The sequence below is a fragment of the Microvirga flocculans ATCC BAA-817 genome, assembly GCF_000518665.1.
In the GTDB taxonomy this organism is placed as follows: domain Bacteria; phylum Pseudomonadota; class Alphaproteobacteria; order Rhizobiales; family Beijerinckiaceae; genus Microvirga; species Microvirga flocculans.
Genome location: NZ_JAEA01000007.1, coordinates 55,101 through 80,452, shown reverse-complemented (window position 1 = coordinate 80,452; position 25,352 = coordinate 55,101). Strand labels below are relative to the sequence as shown.

18 protein-coding genes are annotated in these 25,352 nt (G+C 60.5%); 10 read left to right on the top strand and 8 right to left on the bottom strand.

What is annotated here, in order from left to right:
* Positions 1-28 precede the first annotated feature (28 nt).
* Together pbpC and L879_RS0108730 are read right to left on the bottom strand one after the other, a co-directional pair.
* Entirely contained in the window at positions 29-2,131 is a 2,103-nt protein-coding gene (gene pbpC / locus L879_RS0108735) for a penicillin-binding protein 1C (RefSeq protein WP_035459125.1), read from the bottom strand.
* Between the two features lie 2 nt (positions 2,132-2,133).
* Entirely contained in the window at positions 2,134-7,323 is a 5,190-nt protein-coding gene (locus L879_RS0108730; RefSeq protein WP_245265205.1) for an alpha-2-macroglobulin family protein, read from the bottom strand.
* A gap of 172 nt (positions 7,324-7,495) precedes the next feature.
* On the opposite strand from L879_RS0108730, the gene L879_RS21030 reads away from it, so the two are divergent.
* The 8 genes from L879_RS21030 (at position 7,496) to L879_RS21020 (ending at position 17,606) form a co-directional block, all read left to right on the top strand.
* A complete protein-coding gene (locus L879_RS21030) occupies positions 7,496-8,887 on the top strand; it encodes a peptidoglycan-binding protein (protein ID WP_035459122.1) in 1,392 nt (463 codons plus the stop codon).
* A 199-nt stretch (positions 8,888-9,086) separates the two neighbouring features.
* Positions 9,087-9,908, top strand: a complete 822-nt coding sequence (locus L879_RS0108720) for a universal stress protein (protein ID WP_027315765.1) — start codon at positions 9,087-9,089, stop codon at positions 9,906-9,908.
* A 25-nt stretch (positions 9,909-9,933) separates the two neighbouring features.
* Positions 9,934-11,106: an ABC transporter permease gene (locus tag L879_RS0108715; protein WP_084020847.1), complete on the top strand. Its 1,173-nt coding sequence runs from the start codon at positions 9,934-9,936 to the stop codon at positions 11,104-11,106.
* 7 nt (positions 11,107-11,113) lie between these two features.
* The gene (locus L879_RS0108710; protein ID WP_027315763.1) at positions 11,114-12,475 is read left to right on the top strand and encodes a nicotinate phosphoribosyltransferase; all 1,362 of its coding nucleotides are present in this window, start codon (positions 11,114-11,116) and stop codon (positions 12,473-12,475) included.
* A gap of 136 nt (positions 12,476-12,611) precedes the next feature.
* The gene (locus L879_RS24070) at positions 12,612-13,427 is read left to right on the top strand and encodes a hypothetical protein (RefSeq protein WP_210163815.1); all 816 of its coding nucleotides are present in this window, start codon (positions 12,612-12,614) and stop codon (positions 13,425-13,427) included.
* Positions 13,428-13,488: 61 nt separating this feature from the next.
* Positions 13,489-14,457: a phosphoribosyltransferase gene (locus tag L879_RS21025; RefSeq protein WP_368086315.1), complete on the top strand. Its 969-nt coding sequence runs from the start codon at positions 13,489-13,491 to the stop codon at positions 14,455-14,457.
* Between the two features lie 36 nt (positions 14,458-14,493).
* Complete coding sequence (locus tag L879_RS23190) at positions 14,494-15,981, top strand: ribose-phosphate diphosphokinase (RefSeq protein ID WP_084020884.1); 1,488 nt, start codon at positions 14,494-14,496, stop codon at positions 15,979-15,981.
* A 44-nt stretch (positions 15,982-16,025) separates the two neighbouring features.
* Positions 16,026-17,606: a bifunctional aminoglycoside phosphotransferase/ATP-binding protein gene (locus tag L879_RS21020; protein WP_084020843.1), complete on the top strand. Its 1,581-nt coding sequence runs from the start codon at positions 16,026-16,028 to the stop codon at positions 17,604-17,606.
* Here L879_RS21020 and cysQ read toward each other — a convergent pair.
* Genes cysQ through L879_RS0108680 form a run of 3 tightly spaced genes read right to left on the bottom strand, consistent with a single transcriptional unit; the run spans position 17,534 to position 19,090 of the window.
* The gene (cysQ, locus tag L879_RS23185) at positions 17,534-18,430 is read right to left on the bottom strand and encodes a 3'(2'),5'-bisphosphate nucleotidase CysQ (protein WP_275944454.1); all 897 of its coding nucleotides are present in this window, start codon (positions 18,428-18,430) and stop codon (positions 17,534-17,536) included. The two genes, L879_RS21020 and cysQ, sit on opposite strands and share 73 nt — an antisense overlap.
* Positions 18,399-18,638, bottom strand: a complete 240-nt coding sequence (locus tag L879_RS23865; RefSeq protein WP_161634649.1) for a hypothetical protein — start codon at positions 18,636-18,638, stop codon at positions 18,399-18,401. The genes cysQ and L879_RS23865 overlap by 32 nt, the downstream gene beginning before the upstream one ends.
* Before the next feature lie 29 nt (positions 18,639-18,667).
* Complete coding sequence (locus tag L879_RS0108680) at positions 18,668-19,090, bottom strand: DUF2267 domain-containing protein (RefSeq protein WP_027315760.1); 423 nt, start codon at positions 19,088-19,090, stop codon at positions 18,668-18,670.
* A gap of 265 nt (positions 19,091-19,355) precedes the next feature.
* On the opposite strand from L879_RS0108680, the gene L879_RS21010 reads away from it, so the two are divergent.
* A complete protein-coding gene (locus tag L879_RS21010; protein WP_035459116.1) occupies positions 19,356-19,547 on the top strand; it encodes a hypothetical protein in 192 nt (63 codons plus the stop codon).
* A gap of 190 nt (positions 19,548-19,737) precedes the next feature.
* Positions 19,738-22,269 (top strand): hybrid sensor histidine kinase/response regulator, encoded by a 2,532-nt coding sequence (locus L879_RS24605; RefSeq protein WP_368086314.1) that lies wholly within the window; start codon positions 19,738-19,740, stop codon positions 22,267-22,269.
* Positions 22,270-22,293: 24 nt separating this feature from the next.
* Here the strand turns inward: L879_RS24605 and L879_RS0108670 are convergent, their stop codons facing one another.
* From L879_RS0108670 to L879_RS0108660, 3 genes are all read right to left on the bottom strand, one after another.
* Positions 22,294-23,037: a response regulator gene (locus tag L879_RS0108670; protein WP_027315759.1), complete on the bottom strand. Its 744-nt coding sequence runs from the start codon at positions 23,035-23,037 to the stop codon at positions 22,294-22,296.
* 776 nt (positions 23,038-23,813) lie between these two features.
* Positions 23,814-24,563: a Crp/Fnr family transcriptional regulator gene (locus L879_RS21000; protein WP_051435169.1), complete on the bottom strand. Its 750-nt coding sequence runs from the start codon at positions 24,561-24,563 to the stop codon at positions 23,814-23,816.
* 151 nt (positions 24,564-24,714) lie between these two features.
* The gene (locus L879_RS0108660; protein ID WP_027315758.1) at positions 24,715-25,164 is read right to left on the bottom strand and encodes a host attachment protein; all 450 of its coding nucleotides are present in this window, start codon (positions 25,162-25,164) and stop codon (positions 24,715-24,717) included.
* Between the last annotated feature and the right edge of the window lie 188 nt (positions 25,165-25,352).

Sequence of the window (25,352 nt, the reverse complement as noted above, 5' to 3'; positions counted from 1 at the left end):
GAAGTTTTATCGAGACGGGTTCTAGTCCCTACTCCACTCGCACCATGACGCTGTCCGTCGCTCCCTTTGCATCGATCACGGACAGGCGAACGAACCCAGCCCCATCCGGCTGCCAGTGAGCTTCACGGCGCATGGTGCCGGCCTCCACAGGGGCTCCATCCACAAGCCACGTCATCGGAGGTACGCCGCCGGACGCCTTGAGGACGAGACTTCCCTTCCCCTCCGACGGTTGAGACAAGCCGAGTTCCACACGCGATCCGTCGAGCGGGAACGCAATCTTGAGAGGAGCCTGGATTGTCGAGGCAATGGTCTTTGGCACATCCTTGCGGACATGGCGCAGGGGCGGCGGCAGTGTTGCAGTCGTCGCCTGGAGAGCGAAGGGAGGCATCGTCAGGGCTTCCGGCTCAAGGCCCAGGCGGCCATAAGCATCGAACAGGATCGGCGCGGCCGCGAGGCGGCCGACGAGCCCTGGAACCGCCGTGCCGTCGGGCCGCCCGACCCAAACCCCGATCGTGAACTGCCTGTCGTACCCGACGGCCCACGCATCGCGATAGCCGTAGGACGTACCAGTCTTATAGGCGATACGCCCGGCAAGGGCGTTATCAGGGGGTGGAGCGCCACGAAGAATGTCGAAGACATACCAAGCCGAAACAGGATCGGCGATACGACGCTCAGGCCCCGATGATGCGGCGTCATCGGCATAGCGCTTGAGATTCGGCACCGATCCTCCCCGCGCAAGGCCGCTGTAGAGCCGCGTCAGATCCGTAAGCGTGATGCCGAGGCCGCCGAGACCGACGGCAAGCCCGGGGGCGGCCTCCTTCGGCAGCGCAATGGCGGTTTCCGTATCCCGCAGTCGCGCCAGCAGGCGGGCAGGCCCCAATTCGTTCAGCAATTCGACCGCAGGCACGTTGAGAGACAATTGCAGGGCCTTGCGCGCCGTCACTGTCCCCTGGAACGCGAGGTCGAAATTCTCCGGCTGATAAATTCCATAGCGGGAGGGCCTGTCGTCGAGCAGCGTCTCGGGGTGTGCCAGTCCGCTCTCGAATGCAAGGGCATAGATGAAGGGCTTGAGAGCGGAACCGGGCGAACGCAGCGCCAGCGTCATGTCGATGGCTCCGGACCGATCCCGGCTCATGTAATCGGGGCTGCCGACCTGCGCGCGAATCTCGCCCGTCACATTGTCGAGCACCAGGATCGCAACAGATAGCCTTGGATCGAGCCTCTCGATCCGTTCGCGTGCCAGGCGTTCGAGGCTCACCTGCAACCGGGCATCGATGGCGAGCCGATGCATGGTCCGGTCCGGCCGCGCCGCGATGGCCGCTTCCGCTGCATGAGCCGCCAGCATCGGAAAGGGACGGCGGGTGTCAGGCACAGGCGCGGCTTTCGCGGCCTCGGCTTCGGCTGCGGAGATCACGTTGCTCTCTCGGGCCCGGTCGAGCACCCGGTTGCGCGCAGCCGTCGCATGTCGGACGAAGCGATCCGGACGCCGCGTCTCCGGTGCCTGCGGCAGCGCCACGAGAAGGGCGGCTTCGCTGAAGGAGAGACGTTTCGGCTCACGCCCGAAATAGGAGAGGCTCGCCGCGCGAATCCCTTCCAGATTGCCGCCATAGGGCGCCAGGGTGAGGTAAAGCCGCAGGATCTCGTCCTTCGAGTAACGGCTCTCAAGCTGGATTGCCCGAACCATTTGACGGAATTTTGTCGTCAATGTCCGCTCGTCGCGCGGTTCCAGAAGGCGCGCAACCTGCATGGTCAATGTCGAGCCGCCGGAAACGATCCGGCCATTGCCGGCAAATTGCGCGGCCGCTCTCAGGAGCGCCAACGGATCGACGCCGAAATGCCGGTCGAAGCGCGAATCCTCATAGGCCTTCAGGATCGCGAAATAGCGCGGGTCGACATCGGAGACTTCAACCGGAAGCCGCCAGCGCCCCTCGCGGGTCGCGAAGGGGCGAAGCAACTGTCCATGGCGATCGAGCACGACGGTCGAGCGGTTATCGGCAATCGTCAGGTCGAGCGGCCCCAGACCTTCAACGGCCCGCCACAGCACGAGAGCGCAAACAATGAGGGACAACGCCACGGCCACGGCGAGAATTGTCACTCGCTTCAGCTTTAGGTGCTTTCCCTCGCCCTTCATCGTTATCGCGCCTGAACCACCTCAACGGAGCCGAATGCCGTGCGGCCGTAGCGCTCGGGCCTGTACATATCCTCGACGAGGGCCGAGGGATGCACGTAAACGCCGGGCGAGACGGCGCGGATCATGTAGGCCACTGAAAAGAAGGCCGGTTGATCCGGCTGCCGGTCGAAGGCGGCGACGAAGCGATCGTCACGGTACTCCGTGTGGGCCGGCTCCACATCCCGCTTCAGCCATGCAAGGTTTGCCACCGTGTCGCTGTCCACGAGCTTCGGATTGTCGATCTCGAAGCCGGCGGGCAGACGATCCACCAGAAGCAGCCTCGCCTCGCGCGCTTGCGCCTCGGTGACTTTCAGCACGACGACGAGACGCTCGTTCTGCCGTACGGCGGACGGCTGAATTGGACTGCCGTCGAGGCGATAATAACTGCGATCCAGCGTATAGCCCCGCGATATGGCCGGCTCAGGCTCGATCGGATTGCCCGTGACCGTCACCACGGCCTGAACCGGCACCGATCCAGCATTTGTGAGAGCGACCGAATCGTTGGCCAGCGTCACATCCTTATAGGTGCGGTAAAAGGCCCCGCGATGGTCCGCGCCGTTCGTTCGCAGGACGATGCTCTCCGCATCCCTGGCCACGGCTTGAGCGGCAAGAACGAGCCATGCTTCCTCCTGAGTGCTGGTGCGCCGGGTGCCGCGCTCTTCCTCGATAACTCTCGCCACCGGCTGCATGAGGGAGGCAGCATTGTCCACCTCCGATGCAAGCGTGAGAAGTCCTGCCCCATCACGCAGGCGAGAACCGTAATCCGCACGGTATGCGCCCGTATCGCGTTCGCTTCTGAGAAGATCGACCGCCGCACCGAACGCCGCCTGCGCACGTGCCCGGTCTCCCAAAAGTGCAAGAGCGGCTGCGATCTGCCCGCGGGACAACGGCGACGTAAAGGCATCCATCTTCGTGTCGGCGAGATAGCGCAGATCCCCCATTACCGGACGGCCGTTGCGCGCCAGAACATAAGCCGCATATGCAAGACCGGCCGCATTCTCTTCCACCTGCGTCGTATTGGCGACGAAGTTCCGCAACCGTTCAATCGCGAGGTTGAAGGCTACCTGAGGCACCGAGAAGCCGCGCTCCCGCGCACGCGTCAGGAAGTCGCCGACATAGGCATCGAGCCACAGATCGTCTCCGCCAACCGACCACAAGCCGAAAGAGCCGTTGGAATCCTGCCGCGACAGCACCCGTTCGATGGCGCGCCGCACACGCTCGTCCGCCTTGTCGTCGAGGGAGAGATTTTCCTCCCCGGCAAGCCGGTTGACATAGAGCAGCGGCAACGCGCGGCTGACGACCTGCTCCGTGCAGCCATAGGGATAGCGGTCGAGTGTCTTGAGCAGGCCCGGCACGTCCAGGCTCGCAAGGGGCGAGACGGAGACGGATACCGTGCCGGTACCCGACAAGATGTCCGCAACGAGGTCCTGAGAGAGGGAAAGGCTTGCTCCCGGAACGATGCTTTGCACCGTTCGACGCACGAGCGCCCCGGTCCCGGGCTGGATGGCGACGGCAAAGCTCTGAGACAGGGGCTCGATGTTCGGCCCTTTGAGTGTCACATCGATCACGGCCAGCCCTTGACCTGCCGCAGTGACCGGAATGATCGTGCTGCCCCTGGCCTTGGCGTCGAGCCTGACGGTCGAGCGCAGAGCGTCCGCCGCCACGAGAACTGGACCGCGAATGTCGAGATCGACAGTGTAATCACCCGCCGGCCCCTCCACATTGTCGAACTGCATGAAGAAGCGGGACCGGTCGCCGACGGACAGGAAACGCGGGAGCGTGCCGGTCAGGACCACGGGATCACGAACGATCACGTCGGCGCTGGCACTGCCGACACGATCTTTCGTCCATGCAACGGCCATGACCCGGACGGTGCCGTTAAAGGCAGGGATGTCGAAATCCACATTCGCGGACCCGTCCGCCTCCACCTTCACCACGCCGGAGAAGCGCGCCAAGGGTTCCTGTGTCGGCGGGATGCCGTCAAGGGCCTTCGGCTCCATGTCGCCGCCGGAACGAATGGCACCGCGCGAGCCTTGCATCCCGTCGATGAGATAGCCGTAAAGATCGCGGATTTCCGAGGATAGCTGCTTCTGACCGAAGAAATACACGGAGGGGTTGGGCGCCTCGTAGCGCGTGAGGTTGAGGATGCCCACATCGACGGCGGCAACGGTGATGCGCGCCTCCTCACCGGGCGCCAAACCCGCAACCTTGATCGGCAGAGCCAGGCTGCCGCGCGGCTTGATCTTGTCCGGAGCGTTCAAACTCACCTGCAGATCGCGCTTCTCCCGGTCGATCTCGAACCATGCCGTTCCGAGCGAACGGCCGGGCATGCGCTTTGCCGCCTGATCGAGCGGCCGGTGGGCCAGGGCGACGACATAGGCTCCCGGACCCCAGGCAGTCTGCACAGGCAGACCGATCGTGGAGCCCTCCGCCGCGACATCGATCACCCGGATATCGTGCACCCGGTCGCCGACGATCGCCAGGGTCGCCTTGCCCTTGAAGCGCGGGTTGAGGCGCAGTTGCATGGTCTCACCCGCCCGATAGCCCGCCTTGTCGAGGGTCATATCGAGAAGATCCGGCGTATCCGCCGTCTGGTCGCCCGACCATCCCACCGTGAACGAGAGGCTGGTCTGAGCGGTTTCACCGAGATCGGCGGCGCTGACATCGAGCCTGTAGGTCCCCCACTCCACCGGAGCCGAGATACGCGACGCCGCATCGGCTGCAACACCGATGCGCCCATCGGCCACGCGGCGTGTCGTCTTGACCGGTTCGTAGCCCCAGCGCCCATCGGAATTGTACCATTGATAGCGCCGCTCGATCTTATAGAGGCTCCAGGCGACATTGCCGCTCGCGAGCCGCCGGCCTGCGGCATCGGCCAGAACCACATCGAAGGTCGCATTCGCGCCTTCACCGAGCTGACCGCTGAAGTTCTTGCGCACGGCCACGACAGGGCCCTTGGGCAGGATCGGCAACGTGACGCTGCGCTCGACAGCGCGTCCACCCGTCTCGGCGACACGCAGCGTGATGCGCGCTTCCGTCGGCCGCGGAGCTGCCAGGTCCTGCACGGGAATCTGCAAGCTGGCGCGACCCTGCGCGTCCGTGGCGACGCTCTGTTCGATCTCGGCCGTTGCGGCCTCCACCGGCTCGTCGTCGAGACCGATGATATAGCCTTCGAGTCCCTTGATTCCATGGATCGAAGAGACCGCCACCGAAACATCGCCCGTAACGGCCAGATTGGCTCCCGGCGCGCCATAGAGATAGCGTGCCGCCAGCTCGATAGGAGCCGGTTGCCCTGGACGCAAGGCTTCCACCTTCGGCGTCAGATTCACCTCAAGACGCTCGGGCACGTAATCTTCGACGAGGAAGCTGACCTCACCGACCGAGGGGCCCTTGGGATCGGTGTAAGCCGCCACGCGCCACGTGCCCCGCAAAGAGCCCGGCAGAATGGGAATGGACAGAGCACGTCCACCCAGGCCTTGATCCTGAACCAGCTCGCGGCGATATTCGACGCCGTCGGGACGCCGCACCACGAGCGTCAAAGGTACGCCCGGCACTGCTGCACCGCTGCCATTGCGCAGAAGCGCGGTCAGCGCCACCGTCTCCCCGGTGCGATAGACGCCGCGCTCGGTATAGAGGTAGGCGTCCACGGCACCGGAGACCGTGCGCCCCTTCACGCCGCGATCCGTAAGGTCGAAGGCGGCAGTGCCGAGATCGAGGAAGCCGTAATCGCCCCCCTCATTCGCTACGACGAGTCCAGGGGCAAGGCCTCCCTCGCCCCGGGCAAGCCCCGGATCGAAAGCGGCGACACCCAGTGCGTCGGTTTTCTTCGTCGCCAGAACCTCGTTGTTGCGGGCGACCAATCTGATTTCCACATCGGCACGAGGCTCGGCGCTGGCGAGAGAGCGCACGAAGACCTGCACACCGCCCTTCCCCGTGAACGCGGTCAGACCGAGATCGGAGACCACGAACCATTGCGTGGCAATGCTACCCCATTCCTCAGCGCTTTCATTGTCCATAGCCGTGCCGTCATGGGGCTTGGCCGTCATGACATAAACGCCCGGCTCGAGCCTCCCGACCGCCTCGATGACGGGGAAGGCCGTGATCACGTCTCGATTGACGTCGGATGCGGTATCGAGCGTGCCGTTCCAGATTTTTACGCCCTTCTCCCGCGCGATCTCGGCCGCGGAGTACCGGCTGAGCTGGCCGAGAAAATCATAGGACCGGACCGTGGGCAGAAGATTGCGGTCCCCGATGCGATAGACCTCGATGTCGACCTTCGCCGTGTTCACGGAGACGACCGGAATCCCCTCCTGTCCGGTGCTCGGCAGAACATAGTTGCGCCCCGTGAAGCGCGCCTGAGGCGACCGGTCGCGGACATAGATCTCGTAATCTGCGGATTTCAGAAGGCTCTCGCCCACGGAAGACGGCAGCCCCTGCCGCAACACGACGGCATAGCGCTCGCTGTGCTTGAGTCCATCGACGCAAAGCTGCTGCGCCTCGGCGGAAACGGCGGCGTTGGCGTTCCCGGAAACGGCTACGTAAGGCGCGAAGTCCACCTTTCCTGCCGCGAGCGGATCCGAGAACTGGAAGCAGACACGCGGCGAAGCGGAATCCGAATCGACCTTGAAATCCGTGACCCTGAAGCCGTGCTCCTCGCGCAACTGCTCATAGGTCGAACGGACGTTCGGATCATCCTGAATCCTCAGGCTCGCCGCATAGGCGTTCAGGGATGGACGCCATGCTTCCTGGGCCGCGTAGACTTCACCGAGAAGAGCCAGCGCCGCAGCCTCGTCTGCAGGCGTCCCGGCCCGCTGATAGGCTGCATAAGCCGCCGCTGCCCGGCGCAGATCGAGCCGCTCGCGCTCCTCCCAGTTATTGCCTGGATCGACGGCGAGGGCGGCCCGGGCATAGCCGTACCAGCCTGCAGAGGCTCCCGGCTCGGTCGCGATGGCGGCGGCAAAGAGGTTCAACGCCTGTCGGGCATTGCCCCGCGCCAGGATAGCATCGCCTTCCCGTCGCAACTGCGTGGCAGACCTGCCTCCGCTCAGCCGCCCGCCCTCGGTGGCCAAAGCCTGCTCCAGCCGAACGGCCTGGCTCGCCAGGTCTGCCTGGACAAAGCTTTTCTGCGCGTGAGCGACACCCCCACCTCCCATCAAGCCCGCGACGACGAGGGCAGCGCGCAGCAGAGATCGGACCATGGGATGCTCCTCGTGTTCTCACACGTTTTGATAAGGCATCCGACCTTAGCACCGCGTCGCTCGCTCGACACTAGCGTCAGCGACGAGAGTTTGGGAAAATGGTCCAGTTTTTTGAAGGATCCCACCCATGGGCTACCCACGCCTGCGAGCACTCGCTCTCTTCCCTCTCGTGCTCGCCCTGTTCACTCCCTTCGTCCTTCAGGCCTCGCGAGCGCAGCCGCTCCTCTCTTCACGGGTTGTTCCCGCCGATGCCGCCATCGATGCCGCGCGCATCGCCTTCGAAGAATTGTCCGAAGGTGACCGGAAGGCGCTCCAGGAGGCCTTGATATGGACGGGAGACTACAGCGGTGTGGCAGACGGGGCGTTCGGTCGCCAGACCTTTACCTCCATCGCCGCCTATCAAGCGCGGCTGCGCCAACCACCGAACGGGATTCTCCCCCTGCAGGCCCGTACGGCCCTGCTCGATGCCGCCCAGCAGGCTCGCAAGGCCGCCGGCTTTACGCTGGTCGACGATACCAAGAGCGGGGTCCGCATCGGAATCCCCCTGAAGATCCTTCCCAAGCAAAGTGCGAACACGAACGGTGGCAGCCGCTGGCAGAGTGCGGATGACAAGGTGACGCTCGACACGCGAACGGCGCCGCCGGACGCGACCCTCCAATCGCTCTACGACCGCAATGTCGCCATCCAGACACCCGGCCGGGTGGTGAGCTACAAGGTGCTCCGCCCCGACTTTTTCGTCGTTGCCGGCGAAACGGCAACCGGTCGCTTCTATACCCGCTACAGCAGCGGCCCCGAAGGCCTGCGCGGATTCTCGATCGGCTACGACAAGGCAATGGCGTCTCAGATCGACCGTCTCGTCGTGGCGATCGCCAACAGCTTCACGCCCTTCCCAGCACAGGCCGGCGCGGCTTCCATCGCCCAGGCTCCGGAACCCGCACTCCCGGCCAAGCCGCAGGCGCTGAATTTGATCGGCACCGGCATTGCCGTCGGCAGCCGCCAGGTCGTGACCGCGGCTCCGCTTGCTTCCTGCAAATCGGTACGGGTGTCCGGCCTCGAACCGCGCCACGTCGCCGGCCGCGGTCCCTTTGTGCTGGACTTCGCCGAGGATCTGAAGGCGCAACCGCTCAAGGCCGCACGCGGACCCCTTGTGGAGAGCTCACCGCTCCTGGTCGTCGGTTTCGTTGGCGAGGGAGAGAAGGCGAACCTCTTCGCGTTGCCTGCGCAAGCCGAGGACGCCGGCATGATCTCCGCCCCGCTGCAGCCTGGAATGGGCGGGGCGCCTGTTCTGGACATGTCCGGCTCCCTCGTCGGATTGGTCGGCACGGTGCCCTCGGGACGTCAAAAGATTGCAGGCATCATTCCGGCCGCCAAGTATCCAGTTGTCCCAAATCCCGAACTCGCTGGGATGCCTCCTCATTCTCCAGCTCAGCCAAGCGGAGCGGCTTCCCAGCCCCTCGCGGCGGCCGACATCGTCGCCTCCATAAGATCCGCTCTGGTCCCGGTCACATGCGCTCCGTAGCGTCCGGCCCTGTGGAACGGCCCTCCAATCCGCAGCACGGCGGGCTGCGGACTTCCTTCCGGCGATCTTTGGACATTGAAGCCCGCCATGGCCGAAAGCGAAGATTGCGCTAGATCAAAGTTCGAATCCAACTTTACACCATGCTCGGCCGTGCGAACCGTAATCGGCCGTCTCGTCCGCATGGCCATGGGAGAGAAGGATGGCGCTCAAGGATCTGCTCGTTTTCGTCGATACCGGCGCGAGCAAAGCCGGCTCCTATGGGCTTTCGCTCGCGGCAGCTTGCGGAGCCTCCTTGACGGCAGCTGTCCCCGTCGTCGAGCCATCGCTTCCTCCGCACCTGCCTGCGGAACTCTCCGAGGATCTGCTCGCCCGCATCAGGGAAGATGCGGAGGCCTCCGCCGACAAGGCCATTCAAGAATTCTCGCACGCCGCACGGCAAATCGGCAGGTCCATCGAAGTTGCGCGTTTCAAGGCCATCGCCGGAGAGGTCGGCGATGGCCTGAGCCGCCTCGCGCGCTGCTTCGACACAGTCATTCTGCCTCAACCCGATCCGGACGGGGTCGACAGTTCGGATCTGATCGAAGCATGCCTCTTCGGAGCGGGGCGCCCGCTGATCGTCGTGCCGTATATCCCCATCCGTGAGGAGATCGGTTCCGTGATGATAGCCTGGGATGGAGGTGTGCCCGCGGCGCGAGCGGTTGCCGATGCCCTGCCGTTCCTTACGCTCGCACGGCGTGTGGAAGTCGTCACGGCCACCAAGGGGGAGAATGCGAGGCTGCATCTCATGGAAAAGAACCTGGTGCGCCATCTAGCGCGTCACGGGATCCAAGCCGAGGCGACGTCTCTCCCCGTCGATGAGATAGACGTGGCCGACATGCTCCTCTCCCATGCGGCCGACAGCGGTGTTGATCTGATGGTGATGGGAGGCTACGGCCACTCGCGCTTCCGGGAAGCCGTTCTGGGAGGCACGACGCGAGAGGTCCTTCGCTCCATGACGATCCCCGTGCTGATGTCGCACTGAGCCAAAGGCGGGAGAGTGAGTTGCCATGACCCTCAAGGGCCCCACTCCTCCGCCGGATACGCTGGTGAGCCCCTCGCCTAGCCTGCCTCGTTGGCGATTTGGTCCGGATGGCAGAGAAATCGTTCTCTCCGGTTCGTGGGTCGCGCAGCAGGCCACGGCAATGGAAGACGCCGTGACGGAATTCATCCAGGAGGCTCGGGACAAGATTCTGACGTTCGACCTCTCCCCTATCGAACGCCTCGACACGGCAGGTGCCTGGCTTTTGGATCGCACCCGGCATGAACTCAAGACCAAGGGTTATGCCGTGACCTTCAAAAGCGCCCATGACGAGCACCGGATTCTGCTTGACGAAGTGGACCATTACGAGGTTCCGCCGAAGCAGGAAGCGGAGCGTCATATGGTCTTCGACATCCTGGCCGGTCTGGGCCAAAGGGTCATCGATATCGGCAGGGAGACAATGAACGGCCTCGCCTTCCTGGGCGAGTTCATGACTTCGCTAGGACGCGTTCTCATCAGACCGAGCCAGTTTCGAGCGACATCGCTCATCAATCAGCTCGATCTCATCGCTCTCAGGGGCGTGCCGATCATTGCCTTGATCTCGCTTCTGGTCGGGGGCATCATTGCCCAGCAGGGCATCTTCCAACTGCGACAGTTCGGGGCAACCTCCTTCGTCGTCGATCTCGTCGGCATCCTCGTCCTCCGGGAACTGGGCGTTCTCCTCGCCTCGATCATGATCGCTGGTCGCTCGGGCTCTGCCTTCACGGCCGAGCTTGGCTCCATGAAGATGCGCGAAGAAATCGACGCAATCAGGGTCATGGGCCTCGACCCTATGGAAGTCCTGATCATTCCGCGTCTTCTGGCTCTGATCATCGGCCTGCCGATGCTGACTTTCCTGTCGGATCTGGCCGCACTTCTCGGCGGCGGTCTCGTGGCCTGGATCTATGAAGGAATCGACCCCCATATCTTCATGGCGCGTCTGAAAGACGCCATCGGTCTCAATACATTCCTCGTCGGTCTCATCAAAGCGCCGTTCATGGCGCTGATCATCGGACTGATCGCCTCCATCGAAGGCTTCGCCGTCGAAGGGTCCGCAGAATCTCTCGGACGTCACGTCACGTCGTCCGTCGTGAAGGCGATTTTCATGGTGATCGTGGTCGACGGCCTGTTCGCAATGTTCTTCGCCGCCATCAAGTACTGACGCTCCGATGTCCGCCAGTTCTCCACTTGAGAAACCGGATAGCAGTACCGCTCTCTTCGCGGATCTCTATGAGCTGACGATGCTCCGGGCTTATGCCGAACATGGCATGGACCAGATCGCCGTATTCGACCTCTTCTTCCGAAAGGTGCCGCCGGGGCAAAACTACCTTTTGACCTGCGGCCTGGAACCGCTTCTCGAGGAATTCGAAAGCTTCCACTTTCAGGAAAGGGATCTGGAGTATCTGTCCTCGCAGGCCTTTTTCCCACAGAGCTTCATCGAACAGCTGAAAGACTTCCGTTTCACCGGCGATGTCTATGCAATCCCCGAAGGAACACCTGTCTTTCCCCATGAGCCCATCGTCGAGATCGTCGCACCCATCGGCCAGGCGCAAATCTTGGAGACGCTCGTTCTCAACCAGATCGGATTGCAAACGATTCTGGCCTCCAAGGCCGCACGGATCGTCCACGCTGCGCAGGGACGCGCCGTGGTGGACTTCGGAAGCCGCCGCGCGCAAGGCTTCGATGCGGCGATCAAAGGAGCAAGAGCTTTCTACATTGCAGGCGTGGCGTCCACCTCGAACCTTGCTGCGGGACTGAAGTGGAATATTCCCGTCGCAGGAACGATGGCCCACAGCTTCATCCAGGCTTTCCCGAACGAGATCGCAGCCTTCCGCGCCTTTGTCACGACCTTTCCCGAAACGATCCTGCTCGTCGATACCTACGACACGCTCGATGGTGTGCGGCGGGTCGTGGAACTTGCGAAGGAGCTTGGCACCGCATGCCGGCTGCGCGGCGTGCGTCTCGATTCCGGCGACATCGGAGCATTGGCCGTCGCCTCCCGCGCCATCCTGGACGAGGCAGGACTGCACAAGCTCCAGATCTTCGCCAGCGGCGGCCTGGACGAGCACAAGATTGCTCAGCTCCTTGGGCAAGGAGCTCCTATCGACGCATTTGGAGTTGGAACCAGCATGAGCGTCTCCGACGACGCTCCCGCGCTCGATATTGCTTATAAACTCGTCGAGTATGCCGGACAGGGGCGTATGAAACTCTCGCCGGGCAAGCGCACCCTTCCAGGCAGAAAGCAAGTCTTCCGGAACTTTCACGATGGCGAAGCCCAGGAGGACATCATTGCAGGATGCGACGAGGCCGCTGCGGGGATTCCGCTTCTCGAGTTGGTGATGCGCGCCGGACGACGGATCAGGCCTGCGCCGGCATTAACCGGGATCCGCGATCGTGCCCGCCGTTCCATGGCGCAGCTACCAGAGAATTTTCGCTCTCTGCCGCCGCCACCTTCGCCCTACCCGGTCAGGATCAGCGAAAAGCTTCAAGCCTATGAGCAACAGATTCGCAAGACCTTAGCGCGGTCTTGAGGCTCGCATCGGTCTTACACCTGGAACCCACGAAGCTATCTCATTCCTTCGCAACGAGAGCATGCTCTGCCAGGGCAAGATATTGTTTGGCCAGTGGAACCCATTTCCGAGGCTCGCGAGGAACGGGATCGAGAAGATGGGCGAGCGACAAGCGGGCTCTCAGGACGGCGTGGAGCGCCGTATAGACCGGAATGAGGTCATCGGGAACGCGCTCCCCCATGAGCGCAGCGACGCGCGCAATCAAGGCAGGACCGAACCAAGCGGCCTCGAGCCTCGCGCACTCCATCCCAAGAAAAGTCATCTCGTCGAAGGGATCGAGCAGCCTCAGGTCGCGGCTGAACTCCAGACAATCGAAAATCACCACGGGTTCACCGAGGCAGATATGCTCGGGTCGAAGATCGCCATGGCCATCGACGATATGCCCGGATCGTGCTCTTTCCCGAAGGCGTTCCTGAACGCCTCGCAAGGCCGCTTCCACCCGGTCGAGAAGAGCGGACAGGCCATCCCGGTCGGAAAGGAGGTCGGTTCGCAGCAGGACGGCGCGGTTTTCTGCCATTTCCGTCAGAAAATGTTTGAACGGCATATCCGGATCGACGGCGGGGTGTTCGGCAGACAGGTAAAAATCCGCGAGGGTTCGAGCAAGGCGTTCGACATCGTCTTCGCCTACGCTCCCTTCCTTCAGGCGGGCTTCCAGGATGCATTCTTCCGGAAGCCGATTCATCTCGACAAGCCAATCGACCGTTTCACCCTTCCCCCCCAGAGCCAGGGCACCGGACAGGGATCGGGTCATTGCCACCACTCTCCGATAAATGCCGGGCGCGAGGCGGGCATTCAGCCGGACCTCCTCGCGGCAATAGCGCTCACGGGCAGCCAAGCTTGTAAAGTCGAGATAAGGATAACGCACGGGCTTCTTGAGCTTGAACACCTTGTCCCCGGCGAGGAAGACCCATGACATATGGGTTTCCTTGGCCGTGACCTGATCCGGCGGATGAGGATAGGACGAAGCGTTGCTCATGAAGCGGACTTTTTCCGCGAGCTCAGCCGCGCCTGCTTCCGAAAGTCCCAGCGCGGGAGCGACATGGTCGGCGCTTTCAGCTGTCATGGCTTCAGGAAAGGCCGTTGCAGACAACCGGACCTTGATTATGGTCAATATCCCAACGGCGGAAAGGACTAATCATCAGGCGCACCCTGACTGGCTCGAGTGCTCGCGAGGCATCGAAAAGCTGCCACGCTTGCTTCCACGGCCCTGGAGGCTTTCGTCGATGTACGAGTTTCAGGATCGCACAAGCGCCGGCCGCCTTCTGGCTGCCGAGCTTGTCCCGATGCATCTCAAGGATCCAGTGGTGCTCGCGCTCCCTCGCGGAGGCGTTCCTGTCGGATTCGAAATCGCCAAGGCCCTGTCGGCCCCTCTCGACCTGCTCCTCGTGCGCAAGATCGGCCTTCCCTCTCAGCCGGAACTGGCGGTTGCTGCAGTCGTCGATGGAGAACGGCCGGATCTCGTGATCAATGAAGAGGTCATGCCCTTGTCAGGCTTGAGCAAGAGCGATCTGGATATCCTCGCTCACAAGGAGCTCGAAGAAATAGAGAGACGCCGCAAGACTTACCTGTCCGGCCGCCCTCCGGTTCCGATTGCAGGGCGCACGGCGATCGTGGTCGACGACGGCATCGCCACTGGCACCACGGTGCGCGCAGCCCTGAAAGCGCTCACCCGCCGGGGTGCAGCCCGGATCGTCCTTGCCGTTCCGGTGGCGCCCGCAGACGAAACCGTTTCCCTGCGCAGTCTTGTCGATGATGTGGTCTGCCTCCTGGCGCCACGCACTTTCTACGGCATCGGCGAGTTCTACAGCGACTTTCACCAGCTGACGGATGCGGAAGTGTCGCATCTGCTTCAGTCTTCTTCGAGACCTGTTGTTCCTGCCTCCGGCCATGACAAAGTTCAGCCCTCCAGAAGCAGCGCCCTGAAAAATGACACCGGGCTATGAACCGTCCCCCGCATGCACTCAATGACGAGGTCGATCATGACGGTCTTCGCGATGACGGAGCCTGCTCTTCTCCGGCTCTTCGAGAGGCTTGACTTCGCCCCCCAACCGAAGGACCAGGCTCTTTCGCGCCTGTTTGAGCGCTGGCAGCAGAAAAGAAACGGTCGCATTGCCCCGACGGCCAAGGAAATGGGTGTGCCGGAGCTGGGCGAGGACGCGGCAAGTGCTTTCATGCTCCAGTGGGATTCTCACCAGGATGAACCGGAACTGACTTTCTCTGGAGCAGCCTTCGACAGCCTGATGGGGCCATGCGATCCTGGCGCTGCGGTTCTGATTGAAGCACCGGAGCGGCGCAACGCCGCCAGGCTTCGCCGGCTCGGGCGACTGGTCAAGGAGCGCGCGGAGCCGGTCCTCGCCGAGTTCGACGCGACTCTTGGGGACGATATCAGGATCCGCGCTGAGATCGTTCTTACGCCGCTCTCCAGCCGAGGCAAGGATATCGATGGTCTGTTCGGCGGTGTCGCCGTTCGCCATCACCATGCGCCCGAGCCTCGTCTGAGGCATGCACACAGAATTCCGAGCGGGACAGAGCCGCTTCTGTTCTCCCTGAAATCGGGAGCCGCAATCGGCCAGCGCATTGCGCAGCATCTCGGGCAGTCGCTCCAACCTCATGAAGAGCGCGATTTCGAAGACGGTGAGCATAAATCGAGACCGCTGGTGGATGTCCGTGGGCGTGATGTGATTGTGTTCTCCGGTCTCCATGGTGGCTTTGGCCAGAGCGTCAATGACAGGCTTTGCCGCCTGCTCTTCTTCATCGGCGCCCTCAAAGATGCCGGAGCGCGGCATGTCACAGTTATCACGCCCTACCTTTGTTATGCTCGGAAGGATCGTAGGACCAAGACATCCGATCCGGTAACGACACGCTACGTCGGCCAGCTTTTCGAGGCAATCGGCACGGATCGGCTCATCACGATGGAGGTTCATAACCTCGCAGCTTTCGAGAATGCGTTTCGCCTCAGTACGACCCATCTGAACCCCTATGCCGCCTTTGGCCGTCATATCGCTGCGGTGGCGGGCAGCGAGCCGGTCGCCGTCGTATCGCCCGACATCGGAGGCGCCAAGCGCGCCGAACTGTTCCGCCAGGACCTGGAAGACATCCTGCAGCGTCCTGTTTCCAAGGGGATCGCCGATAAGCAACGCAGCATGGGGCGCGTTACCGGCGACCTCTTCGCTGGCGACGTTTCGGGTTGCACGACGGTGATCCTGGACGATCTCATCAGCACGGGCACGACGATGGCGCGGGTCGCGCAGCAATGCCGCGACCACGGCGCTACCCACGTGATCGTCGCGGCAACACATGGGGTCGGCGGGGAGGCCTCTCTGCGGAACCTGACCAAGCCCGCCATCGACGCAGTGATCCTGGCCAATACCATTCCTCAGACCCCAGCTTTCATGATATCGCTGGGGAGTAAGCTCACAATACTCGATGTGTCGGATGTCTTTGCACAGGCTATTGGAAGTGCTTAATCTAAGGCTGAAATGAAAACCCCTCATGAAACCGGGCGGTAGGAATGGTCGTTGAAGAGCAAGCCGAGACCATCGCCTTTCTTCAGAAGCTCCGCGGCAATAATGAATCCGTCGAGATCATCACGACGCACGCATCGATGATCTTCCTGACCGACGGCAAGGTCTACAAGATGAAAAAAGCCGTGCGCTATCCCTATCTCGATTACTCGACGGCAGAAATGCGTCTCAAGGCCTGCATGGCAGAGTTCGCCTTGAACCGCCGCACGGCTCCAGACCTGTACATCGGCGTTCACACCATAACTCGGGCCCCCAATGGAGAGCTTGCCTTCGACGGAACAGGAACCATGGTCGATGCCGCACTTGAGATGTTCCGCTTCGACCAGGAGTGCTTGTTTGATCGCATGGCGCAACAGGGAACTTTGACGCCAGCTCTCATGGAAGATCTTGCCTACCGCATTGCTGCCTTCCATCGGGATGCAGCCGTCAGCCTGAATGACGGAGGCGTCCAGGGGATGGCCGGCGTTCTCACCATCAACGAAGAGTCCTTGCACGCGACGCGGCTCGTTCCCGATCGTGAGGAAGCTGCTTTCTCACAACGGTTCCGTCAGGCTCTTCAGGACCATGCGACGCTGCTTGAGCACCGCCGGATATCGGGCAAGGTCCGGCACTGTCACGGCGATCTTATCCTGCGCAACATCTGCCTGTGGCATGGCATCCCGACCTTGTTCGACTGCATCGAGTTCGACGAGAAGCTCGCCAAAATCGACATTCTCTACGATCTTGCTTTCCTTCTGATGGATCTATGGCACAGGAATTGTCATTCTCTGGCCAATATATTGCTAAATCGATATCTTGACGTGACCGATGAAACGGACGGACTGAAACTTGTCCCGTTTTTCATGGCCATCCGTGCAGCGATCCGTGCCCATGTCACAGCGACACAGGTGCAGAGTTCACCTGCCGCTGCAAATCCCAGTCTTCTGTCAGAGGCGGGAGATTATCTCACCCTGGCCTTGTCTCTGCTCAAGACTGTCTCGCCAAGCTTGATCGCTATCGGAGGCCTCAGCGGAACCGGAAAATACACCATTGCCTCTCTCACTGCCCCTTGCCTCGCTCCGGTTCCTGGGGCACGCGTCCTCAACAGCGACCGTATCCGCAAGCGTCTTTACGGCGTCCGATCCCACGAAAAGCTGCCGGAAGAAGCCTACCGACCTGATATATCCGAACGCGTCTACGAGATCATGCGCGAAGAGGCCGGACAGGCCCTTGAGAGCGGCTTCACCGTGATCGTCGACGCCGTGTTCGATCGACCGGAGGAACGGGACAGAATTCGGCAGCTCGCGGATCGGCACAACGTCCCTTTCAACGGCTGCTGGCTGCAAGCGCCCATCACCTTGCTGCTGTCGAGGGTGTCCAACCGGAAGAGAGATCCTTCCGATGCAACGAAGGACGTTGTTGAGCGGCAAGCCGAGCGCGACTGCGGCATGATCGACTGGGTCAGGCTCGATGCAACGCAGGAAGCAAGCCTCATCCGGGATGAAATCCTGAACCTTCACGAGCTCAAACGAACATCGTCCCAGTCCCAGGATGGCCTGAATCCACCCAAAGCAACAAACCCTTCGTGAAGAAAGCCTGACTTGGCTTTACCGTAGCGCAATGGAACTCCGCTCGGATCGAGAACCAGCCCACCCGCCGCCGACAGGATTGCATCTCCCGCAGCCGTGTCCCATTCATGAGTAGGAGCAAGGCGGACATAAAGATCGGCGTCCCCCTGGGCAATCCGGCAGAATTTCAGGGATGAACCCATAGGCCGGCGGTTCTTCAGTGATAGCCGATCCAGAAAGTCTTCGGTCGCAGGATCACGATGAGAGCGACTGATCAGCACGACAAAGCTGTCGGCCAAAGGCTGCCGGACCCGAACCCTCACTACGGGAGAATCTGCCGCGATCTGAACGCCAGGCGCGACTGACAGCCGAAAACTTTCCGATCCCGCGTACCAGAGTTCATCAAGGGAAGGAGCATAGACAGCGCCTGCAACAGGGCGTCCTTCCACGATCAATGCGATGTTGATCGTGAATTCGTCGCGCCCGGAAACAAACTCCCGCGTGCCATCGAGAGGATCCACCAGAACAAAGGCGTCACCCGGAGGGGCAATTTGGCTCTGGGGACACTCTTCCGAAACAACAGGGAGTCCAGGAAGCAGCATTCCAAGACCTTCAATGATGATGGTTTCTGCGGCCAGGTCCGCCTCCGTCACCGGAGAAGCATCGCGCTTGATCGCAACCGAAGGGCTTCTTCTGTAGATGCCCATCACGATCTCTCCCGCCCTGACGGCTAGTTGTCCCAGGGCAAGTCCCAACGTATTGCGCTCAGCAGATTTCAATGCCGCAACCCTAAATCGAAAAGGAAACGACCCTTCACAATGGGCGCGCCTCTGAACCCGATTCATCGACTGCATCATAAAGCCGGGATCGTTGAGCGTGTTCCTCTTCAATCGATCTGTCGACGACATCAATGGCGTCTTGGACGATCTTGAGATCAAGCGCATCGTCGATTGAGATCTTTTCCATCGAGGCAATGTCGTCCAGCAGGCCGCGTCTACGGACGACCAGTCGCTCACGCGCGGCTCTGGCAGTCTCAACCGGGTCGGAAGCCATCGGTATCTCCCAGGGACAAATGAGCAAATTCAGGGCCAGAGTGCTCGGACTTCATGAGAAAGCGTGTTGCGGACTTTCTCAACCTGACCGCCTGTCAGGTGACGGTTCAGGACGCCGAAGACAGTCCGGGCAGCTTCAAGCCGGTTGATCGGCCTGATGTTCTTCAGCCCCTGATCGATATGATCGAGGAAATGCTCGAGAGATCGTTCCTGACCGGCCTCGCGCGAAAAATGCCACTGGTCGTAATAAAGGCCACGGACGAGAAGGGGTAATTGTGCCCCGAGATGAACGGCGAGCTCCGCCGGCAGGCGATCTCTCACCGCATGAAGGACGGCGCCGAGGATGTGCCAGGCCGTCTGCCGGTCGGGACCATGCTCCGCCATGATCTCGTCCAGCCAGAGATTTGTCGTCTGAAGCGTTTTGTCGAAGACATCGAGACCGGTCGCACTCATGGTTTCCCTCTAAGAGCTTGATCTAGGCTGAATGCTCGCAGCATACGGGCGGATTCACGAAAAAAGTTGAGCAAAATCAAAATGCACTGGCCATTCGATGCAATGCAAAAAGGCCCTTACCCGGGCTCCCGACGGTCGCCACGCCGCTTTAGGCCTAACCAGGAATCTCTTGATAGAAATCAAACTTTATAGGTGGTTCCGCCCTAAGATCTCGGTGCGTTTGAGAGGTTGGTCAGGGCTATCCTAAGCACCAGGAGGTCGGGACATGGAAAGTGAGAGCAACGATAATCCCGGCAGAATTACGTCTGTAGTAGGGGGCTCCGTTGCGACGCTCACCGCCCATGGTGAACAGGGGTTACAGATATCGCTTCCAGGGAACCGCTCTCTTGCGCCTGGAAGAGCCAAGATCATGATCGGCATGGAGCTTGTCATGATTGCCAGCAATACGGCACAGTAACATGGCGCATTGGGAAACCCATCACGATTACCTCACTCTGGTACCGACGACCATGACAAGCGCTACGCGTCGGCCTCTCCTTCACGGGCGAGGTACCCATGAGTTCATCCCTGACCCCTTTGACAGTGCTCGCTCCAAGCAACCTCGTAGTCCCGGACTGGGGCAGGCATGGTCGGCCCGCGCACATCTTTTGACCTTTGCCGTCGTCCTTCTCATTCCGGTTATCCTGTTCGCTGCCGTGCTGACCTGGTTCTATGTCGAATCGCAGCAGAGATGGGCGGACGAGCGCGCCCGGCTTCTGGCGCGTGAGCTTGTTCAGACCATCGACCGAGAACTCACATCTCCTCTTCCGATGTTGCAGGCGCTATCAACTTCACCGCTTCTCCAAGAAGGTGATCTCAAAGGCTTTTATGATCATGCAGTCGAAATATCGCGCACACTTGGGGTCACGATTGCCCTGCATGACCCAGGCCTGATGCAGCAGGTTATGAACACGGCTCTGCCGTGGAATACCGCGATAGACGATAGCAATCCGCATCTTGCGCCGGTTGAGAAGGAGATCATCCGCACAAAGCAACCGGCCATCACGGATTTGATGAAAAGCTCTATCGAGCAGACCTGGATCGTGAACGTCATGGTGCCCGTAATTAATAACGGCGACGTTCAGTATCTTCTGGCAATCGAAATTCCAGCTACTCACTTGTCAGAGGTCATTCAACGGGTCCGGCTGTCTCCGGAATGGCTCTCCATCGTCGTCGATCGCAACGATGTCGTCGTCGCTCGATCGACCGACCACGACCGGTTCGTGGGAAAGCCTACACCTGTCGATTGGAGCACGCGGGCGACGGGAGCGGAAGGCTTCTGGAGCGGCCGAAACCTTGAAGGAATCGAGGTACGAACAGCCTATGTGCGCTCGCCGAGGACAAACTGGACCATAGCGGTTGCCGTTCCCGAGCGGGTTTTCAATGCTCCCCTGCGACGCGCCCTTATCTCGCTTACTCTCATTGGTGCCTTGCTGTTTGTCGTAGCTGCGATCCTGGCCTATTGGACGGGTTCAAACCTCTCGACTGCGATCTGGAGCCTCAAGGGGGCGGGCGTCGCGGTCGGACGCGGAGAGAGCGTTCCCAGCGTCAACACACCCGTACGCGAGGTCAACGAAGTTGGCGAAGCGCTCTTGGTCGCCGCCCGTGAGGCACGAGACAGAGAGGCTCATCTGCGGTCCATTCTGGAAACTGTTCCGAGCGCCATGATCGTGATCAACAGTCATGGGATCATTCAATCCTTCAGCCAGACTGCGGAGAAGCTCTTCGGGTATGCTGCGGAAGAGATGTCAGGACGCAATGTAAGCCTGTTGATGCCCGAACCTGACCGCAGCGCCCATGATGACTATATCGCCCGCTATCTGAGGACCGGAGAGCACCGTATCATCGGTAAAGGCCGGATCGTGACCGGAATGCGCAAGGATGGCTCGCTTTTTCCGATGGAGCTCAATGTCGGCGAAGCCCGCAGCAACGGGGAGCTGGTCTTCACGGGGTTCATCCGCGATCTCACCGAAATGCGACAAATCGAGCAGGAACTGCGGCAAACTCAAAAAATGGAAGCCATCGGCAAACTCACGGGCGGCGTAGCGCATGACTTCAACAATCTTCTGACCGTGATCAAGGGCAACCTGGAGATTCTCGAAGCCCGCCTCCCCGATCAGAGCTATAGGGAACTCATCAACGATTCTCAGGAAGCCGCCGACCTGGCTGCACAGCTGACGGCAAGTCTTCTGGCTTTCGGCCGCCGGATGCCGCTCAATCCTAAACTCGTGGATGTCGGTCATCTCGTCTCGGGAACGAGCGATCTTCTGCGCCGAACTCTTGGCGAAACGATTACGATCAGAACCGTCGTCGAAAGTTCCCGGCAGGCGATGATCGATCCTGCGCAGTTGCAGAATGCTCTTCTCAACCTTGGAATCAATGCAAGAGATGCAATGCCTCAGGGAGGACGACTGACCATCGAGGTCTCCGATGCACAGCTCGATGCGGATTACGCTGCAGCCCACGCCGACGTTAAGCCTGGAAGCTATATCCTGATTTCCGTGACCGATACGGGAATCGGAATGTCTCCGCAGGTGCAGGAGCGAGCCTTTGAACCTTTCTTCACCACGAAACCGACAGGATCCGGTACAGGACTCGGACTCAGCACGGTTTACGGCTTCGTCAAGCAATCGGGTGGGCACGTCGCGCTCTACAGTGAGCTCGGCCGTGGAACGATCATCCGGATTTATCTTCCATATGCCAAGGATCGGGAAGAAGAGACTGTATCATCCGCATCCGAAAAGCCTCCGATGCCCCGTTCGAAAGGCGAGACGATTCTGGTCGTTGAGGACGAGGAACGTGTTCGACGTATCACAACGGCGCGGCTTATCGAACTGGGATATAAGGTGCTGGCCGCCGGGAACGGCCCGGAAGCCCTCTCCATCCTGCAGCAAAGCCCCGATATCGATCTTCTGTTTACCGACATGGTGATGCCAGGAGGCCTTTCGGGGGCGGAGCTTGCCGCCGAAGTCCATCGAACCCGGCCCGATCTGCAGGTACTGTATACATCAGGCTACGCGGAGCTCGACGTGATTAAGCAAGCCGAGACGGAAAGCCGTAACTGGATCAGGAAGCCTTATACCGCTGCCGACCTCGCCTCGAAGCTACGCGCCATTCTCGACGACACCCCGAGCGACTGAAAAGCTCCTGAACTTACAAGGTTCTCATACGGAGGGCGTAACCTTGGCAGTGAAGATATAGCCGACTCCCCTCACGGATTTCAGCATCCTCGGATTTTGCGCATCGCCTTCGATCTTGCGCCTGAGTCTCGACACCTGCGCATCGATAGACCGGTCAAAGACCTGCCAAGATCTCCCGCGCGTCCGATCCATCAGATAATCGCGGGTCAACACGCGTCCGGCATGACCTACAAGAATGCTCAAGAGATCGAACTCACCTGTCGTGAGAGAAATCTCCCGACCGTCCGGGGAAGTCAGAAGTCTCCGGTTTCGGTCCAGGATCCAGCCGTCGAAGCAAATAACTTCCTCCGCGACCGGCAGCTTTGGCTCCTGCGTCGGGACAGCCGGTTGCAGTCGCCGGAGCACGCTCCTGACCCGAGCCAGAAGCTCCCTCAGGTTAAAGGGCTTGGAGACATAATCGTCAGCGCCCACCTCCAGGCCAACGATGCGATCGACATCATCGCTGCGGCCCGTCATGATGATGATGCCTACTTCCGAGCGGGCCCGAATATCCCGTGCCAGCGCCAAGCCGTCCGTATCGGGAAGGCCAAGATCCAGTAGGATAAGATCGACCGGAGCTTTCTCCAGCCTCTGCCGCATCTGTGCCCCGCTCTCGGCAAGACTGACTTGAAAGCCTTCGCCTTCGAAGTAGCGAGACAGCATCGACCGTATCCGGGCATCGTCATCGACGACAAGAATATGCGCGGGGTGAGCGGGATGATGCGACATGCCATTGGCGCTTTGGCCGTGTTCTGCAACAAGCATCGAACGACCCATACGAAGAGGGGGCCCGCCTGAAGCAGGCGGGGCGGACCGGTTACCCTGAGGGTAAACCAATCTTTGCCGGGAATCGGCCCAAAAAAAGGCCCTCAGGCTCGAACAGCCCGGAGCAGACCCACCCTTAAGGATAAATACCACGCTAGCGCATGTGAACGCCTGCGGTCTGAACGTGAATCCGTCGGGAAAATCGTCCTTTAAGAGCCATAACCCTTATGAGGTATGCACATCCAATGTAATCGATACGGCAACGCCGACGATCAGAGGAACCTGGCATCGGGGCCTCTGCGCCCGACGACCGATGCAAGGCCAAGGCTCCGCAGACTCGCTCCTGCGGGTTTCCAGGAACCCTGCTGACCGCTTGCCCGATGAAAGAATGTCACGCAGGTGGAGGATATCCTTTTCATTGTCGTTGAACACTGACGCATCGAAGACAGGCATGGCAACCTCCTGGAAATGAGGTTTAGTGACCGCTTAGAAGGAATTGGAACGTATGACCGTCGCTCCCAAAGATGCAGGCGAAATATGGCGCGTGGCTCTCTTTATTCTGACCTGGACTCTGCTCTGAGTGAAAGCCATGCACGTCATGCAATCGGCTCTCCACGTGAGGGCGATGAGTGGGAGAGCAGGACCTGGCCAATGTGTCAGACGCAACTGAAGGCGACCACAAGACATGGCTCTCCCTTCAAAATCAAGCGACGTTCGATTTTGGAAAATAGCACCTGATGTCAGTTGGGAAGTTGCGCAAGCGCACATTGATCGTGAAAGCCGGAAAGATCGTCCACATCGCCGGCCATGCTTCGTAAATCGGATAGGCGCAGTACCGTCACGCTATGGCGGCCATCCAAGGCGATGATTCCATGGTGCTTGAGCTTGGACATCGCCCGACACACGGTCTCGATCGTCAGACCCAGATAATCGGCGATATCGAGGCGTGTCATGGGAAGGTCGATAAGCACCGCCTCTCCTTGCTCTCCCCCCATGCGCATCGCGGCGGAGACCAGGAAATGGGCGACACGCTCCTCAGCGCCAAGCTGGCCGAGCACGATGATGTGCCTTTGAGCTGCGTCCATCTCCTGAAACATCTTTGCCATAACAAGGGGGCGTATCTCAGGGATCTCCTGCTCGCGGGCCTGAAGGCGCGTACGAGTGATCCGCCGGATCCGCACGTGCGTCACGGCTTCAGCCGTATAACTATAGGAACCATAACAGGAAATGCCGATCAACTCGCCTACAAAGCGAAAGCCGATCACGGCACGCCGTCCATCTCCCAGGACCCTGTAGAGCCGCAGGCACCCTTCGGCGACCTGAAGCAGGTGTGTCGCCGGATCTCCCTCCCAGAACGCGGCGGCGCCGCTTGGGAGCCTTTCAGCCGGCTGCGCCGCGAACAGGCTCTCCAGGGTCAATTCATTGGATTGGAGAGCAAAGGCCGGATGGGCAGCGCCACGTGCTAGGGATGTGAGATGGGAAGAGTACATAGGAAGCTCCGGTCCAGGCGCCAGGCCCCCTACTCAACCAGCTCATTGTCACACGCGTAGCGCAAGCCGGTAACATTTCGTGTGCGTTTGTAACGAACTGTAACACATTTGATGGCATTTGAGGTTGTTAGGACATAATTCTTGAAAGATATCATCCGCCAGTCAGGTGACGCTCGATCTCGTAGACCGGAATCTTTGTCAGGTCCTTGTCGATCTCTGCGATAATACGCTTCGCGATAGCGTCCGGCATAGCTTGCCTGATGGTGGCCAGCATGCGAGGTGGAGCGACAATAACAATACCCTCTACCTGCCTGTGACTGCAAACCTCCTCCAATGCCGATACGGCATCCTTGGCAAACTGCACCTCGGCCAAGTCATGCCAATCCGTTTGCTCAATCGCACTCCGCTGGCTAGCCGTCGTCACCATTCTTGTCGGCCTGTCGCTTCCTTGAAGCCGGGTGCGCGGGTTATCGGGCGCATTCAACTCCTGCTCCACCTGTAGGTTAGGATGAACTTCATCTCCCTGATTTCTCAACAAAAGAACCTTGTGACCGTCACCCACAAGCACGCAGCCATCTCGGGGAATCTGCAGCTTCATCATAATTCTCTCACCTGTCAGGTTGCGCTACATGTCGATCACTATTCGCGCATCGAGAGAAGTGTTCTTTGACGAATATCATTCTGACGCGCCCCATATCGAGTGCGGGTCCTTGTGAAAAAGCAGATTAGACCGAATGAAGGCTGCTCCTTCGCAATCCTACCGTAGTCTTCTAGACTGAACGAGTTCCG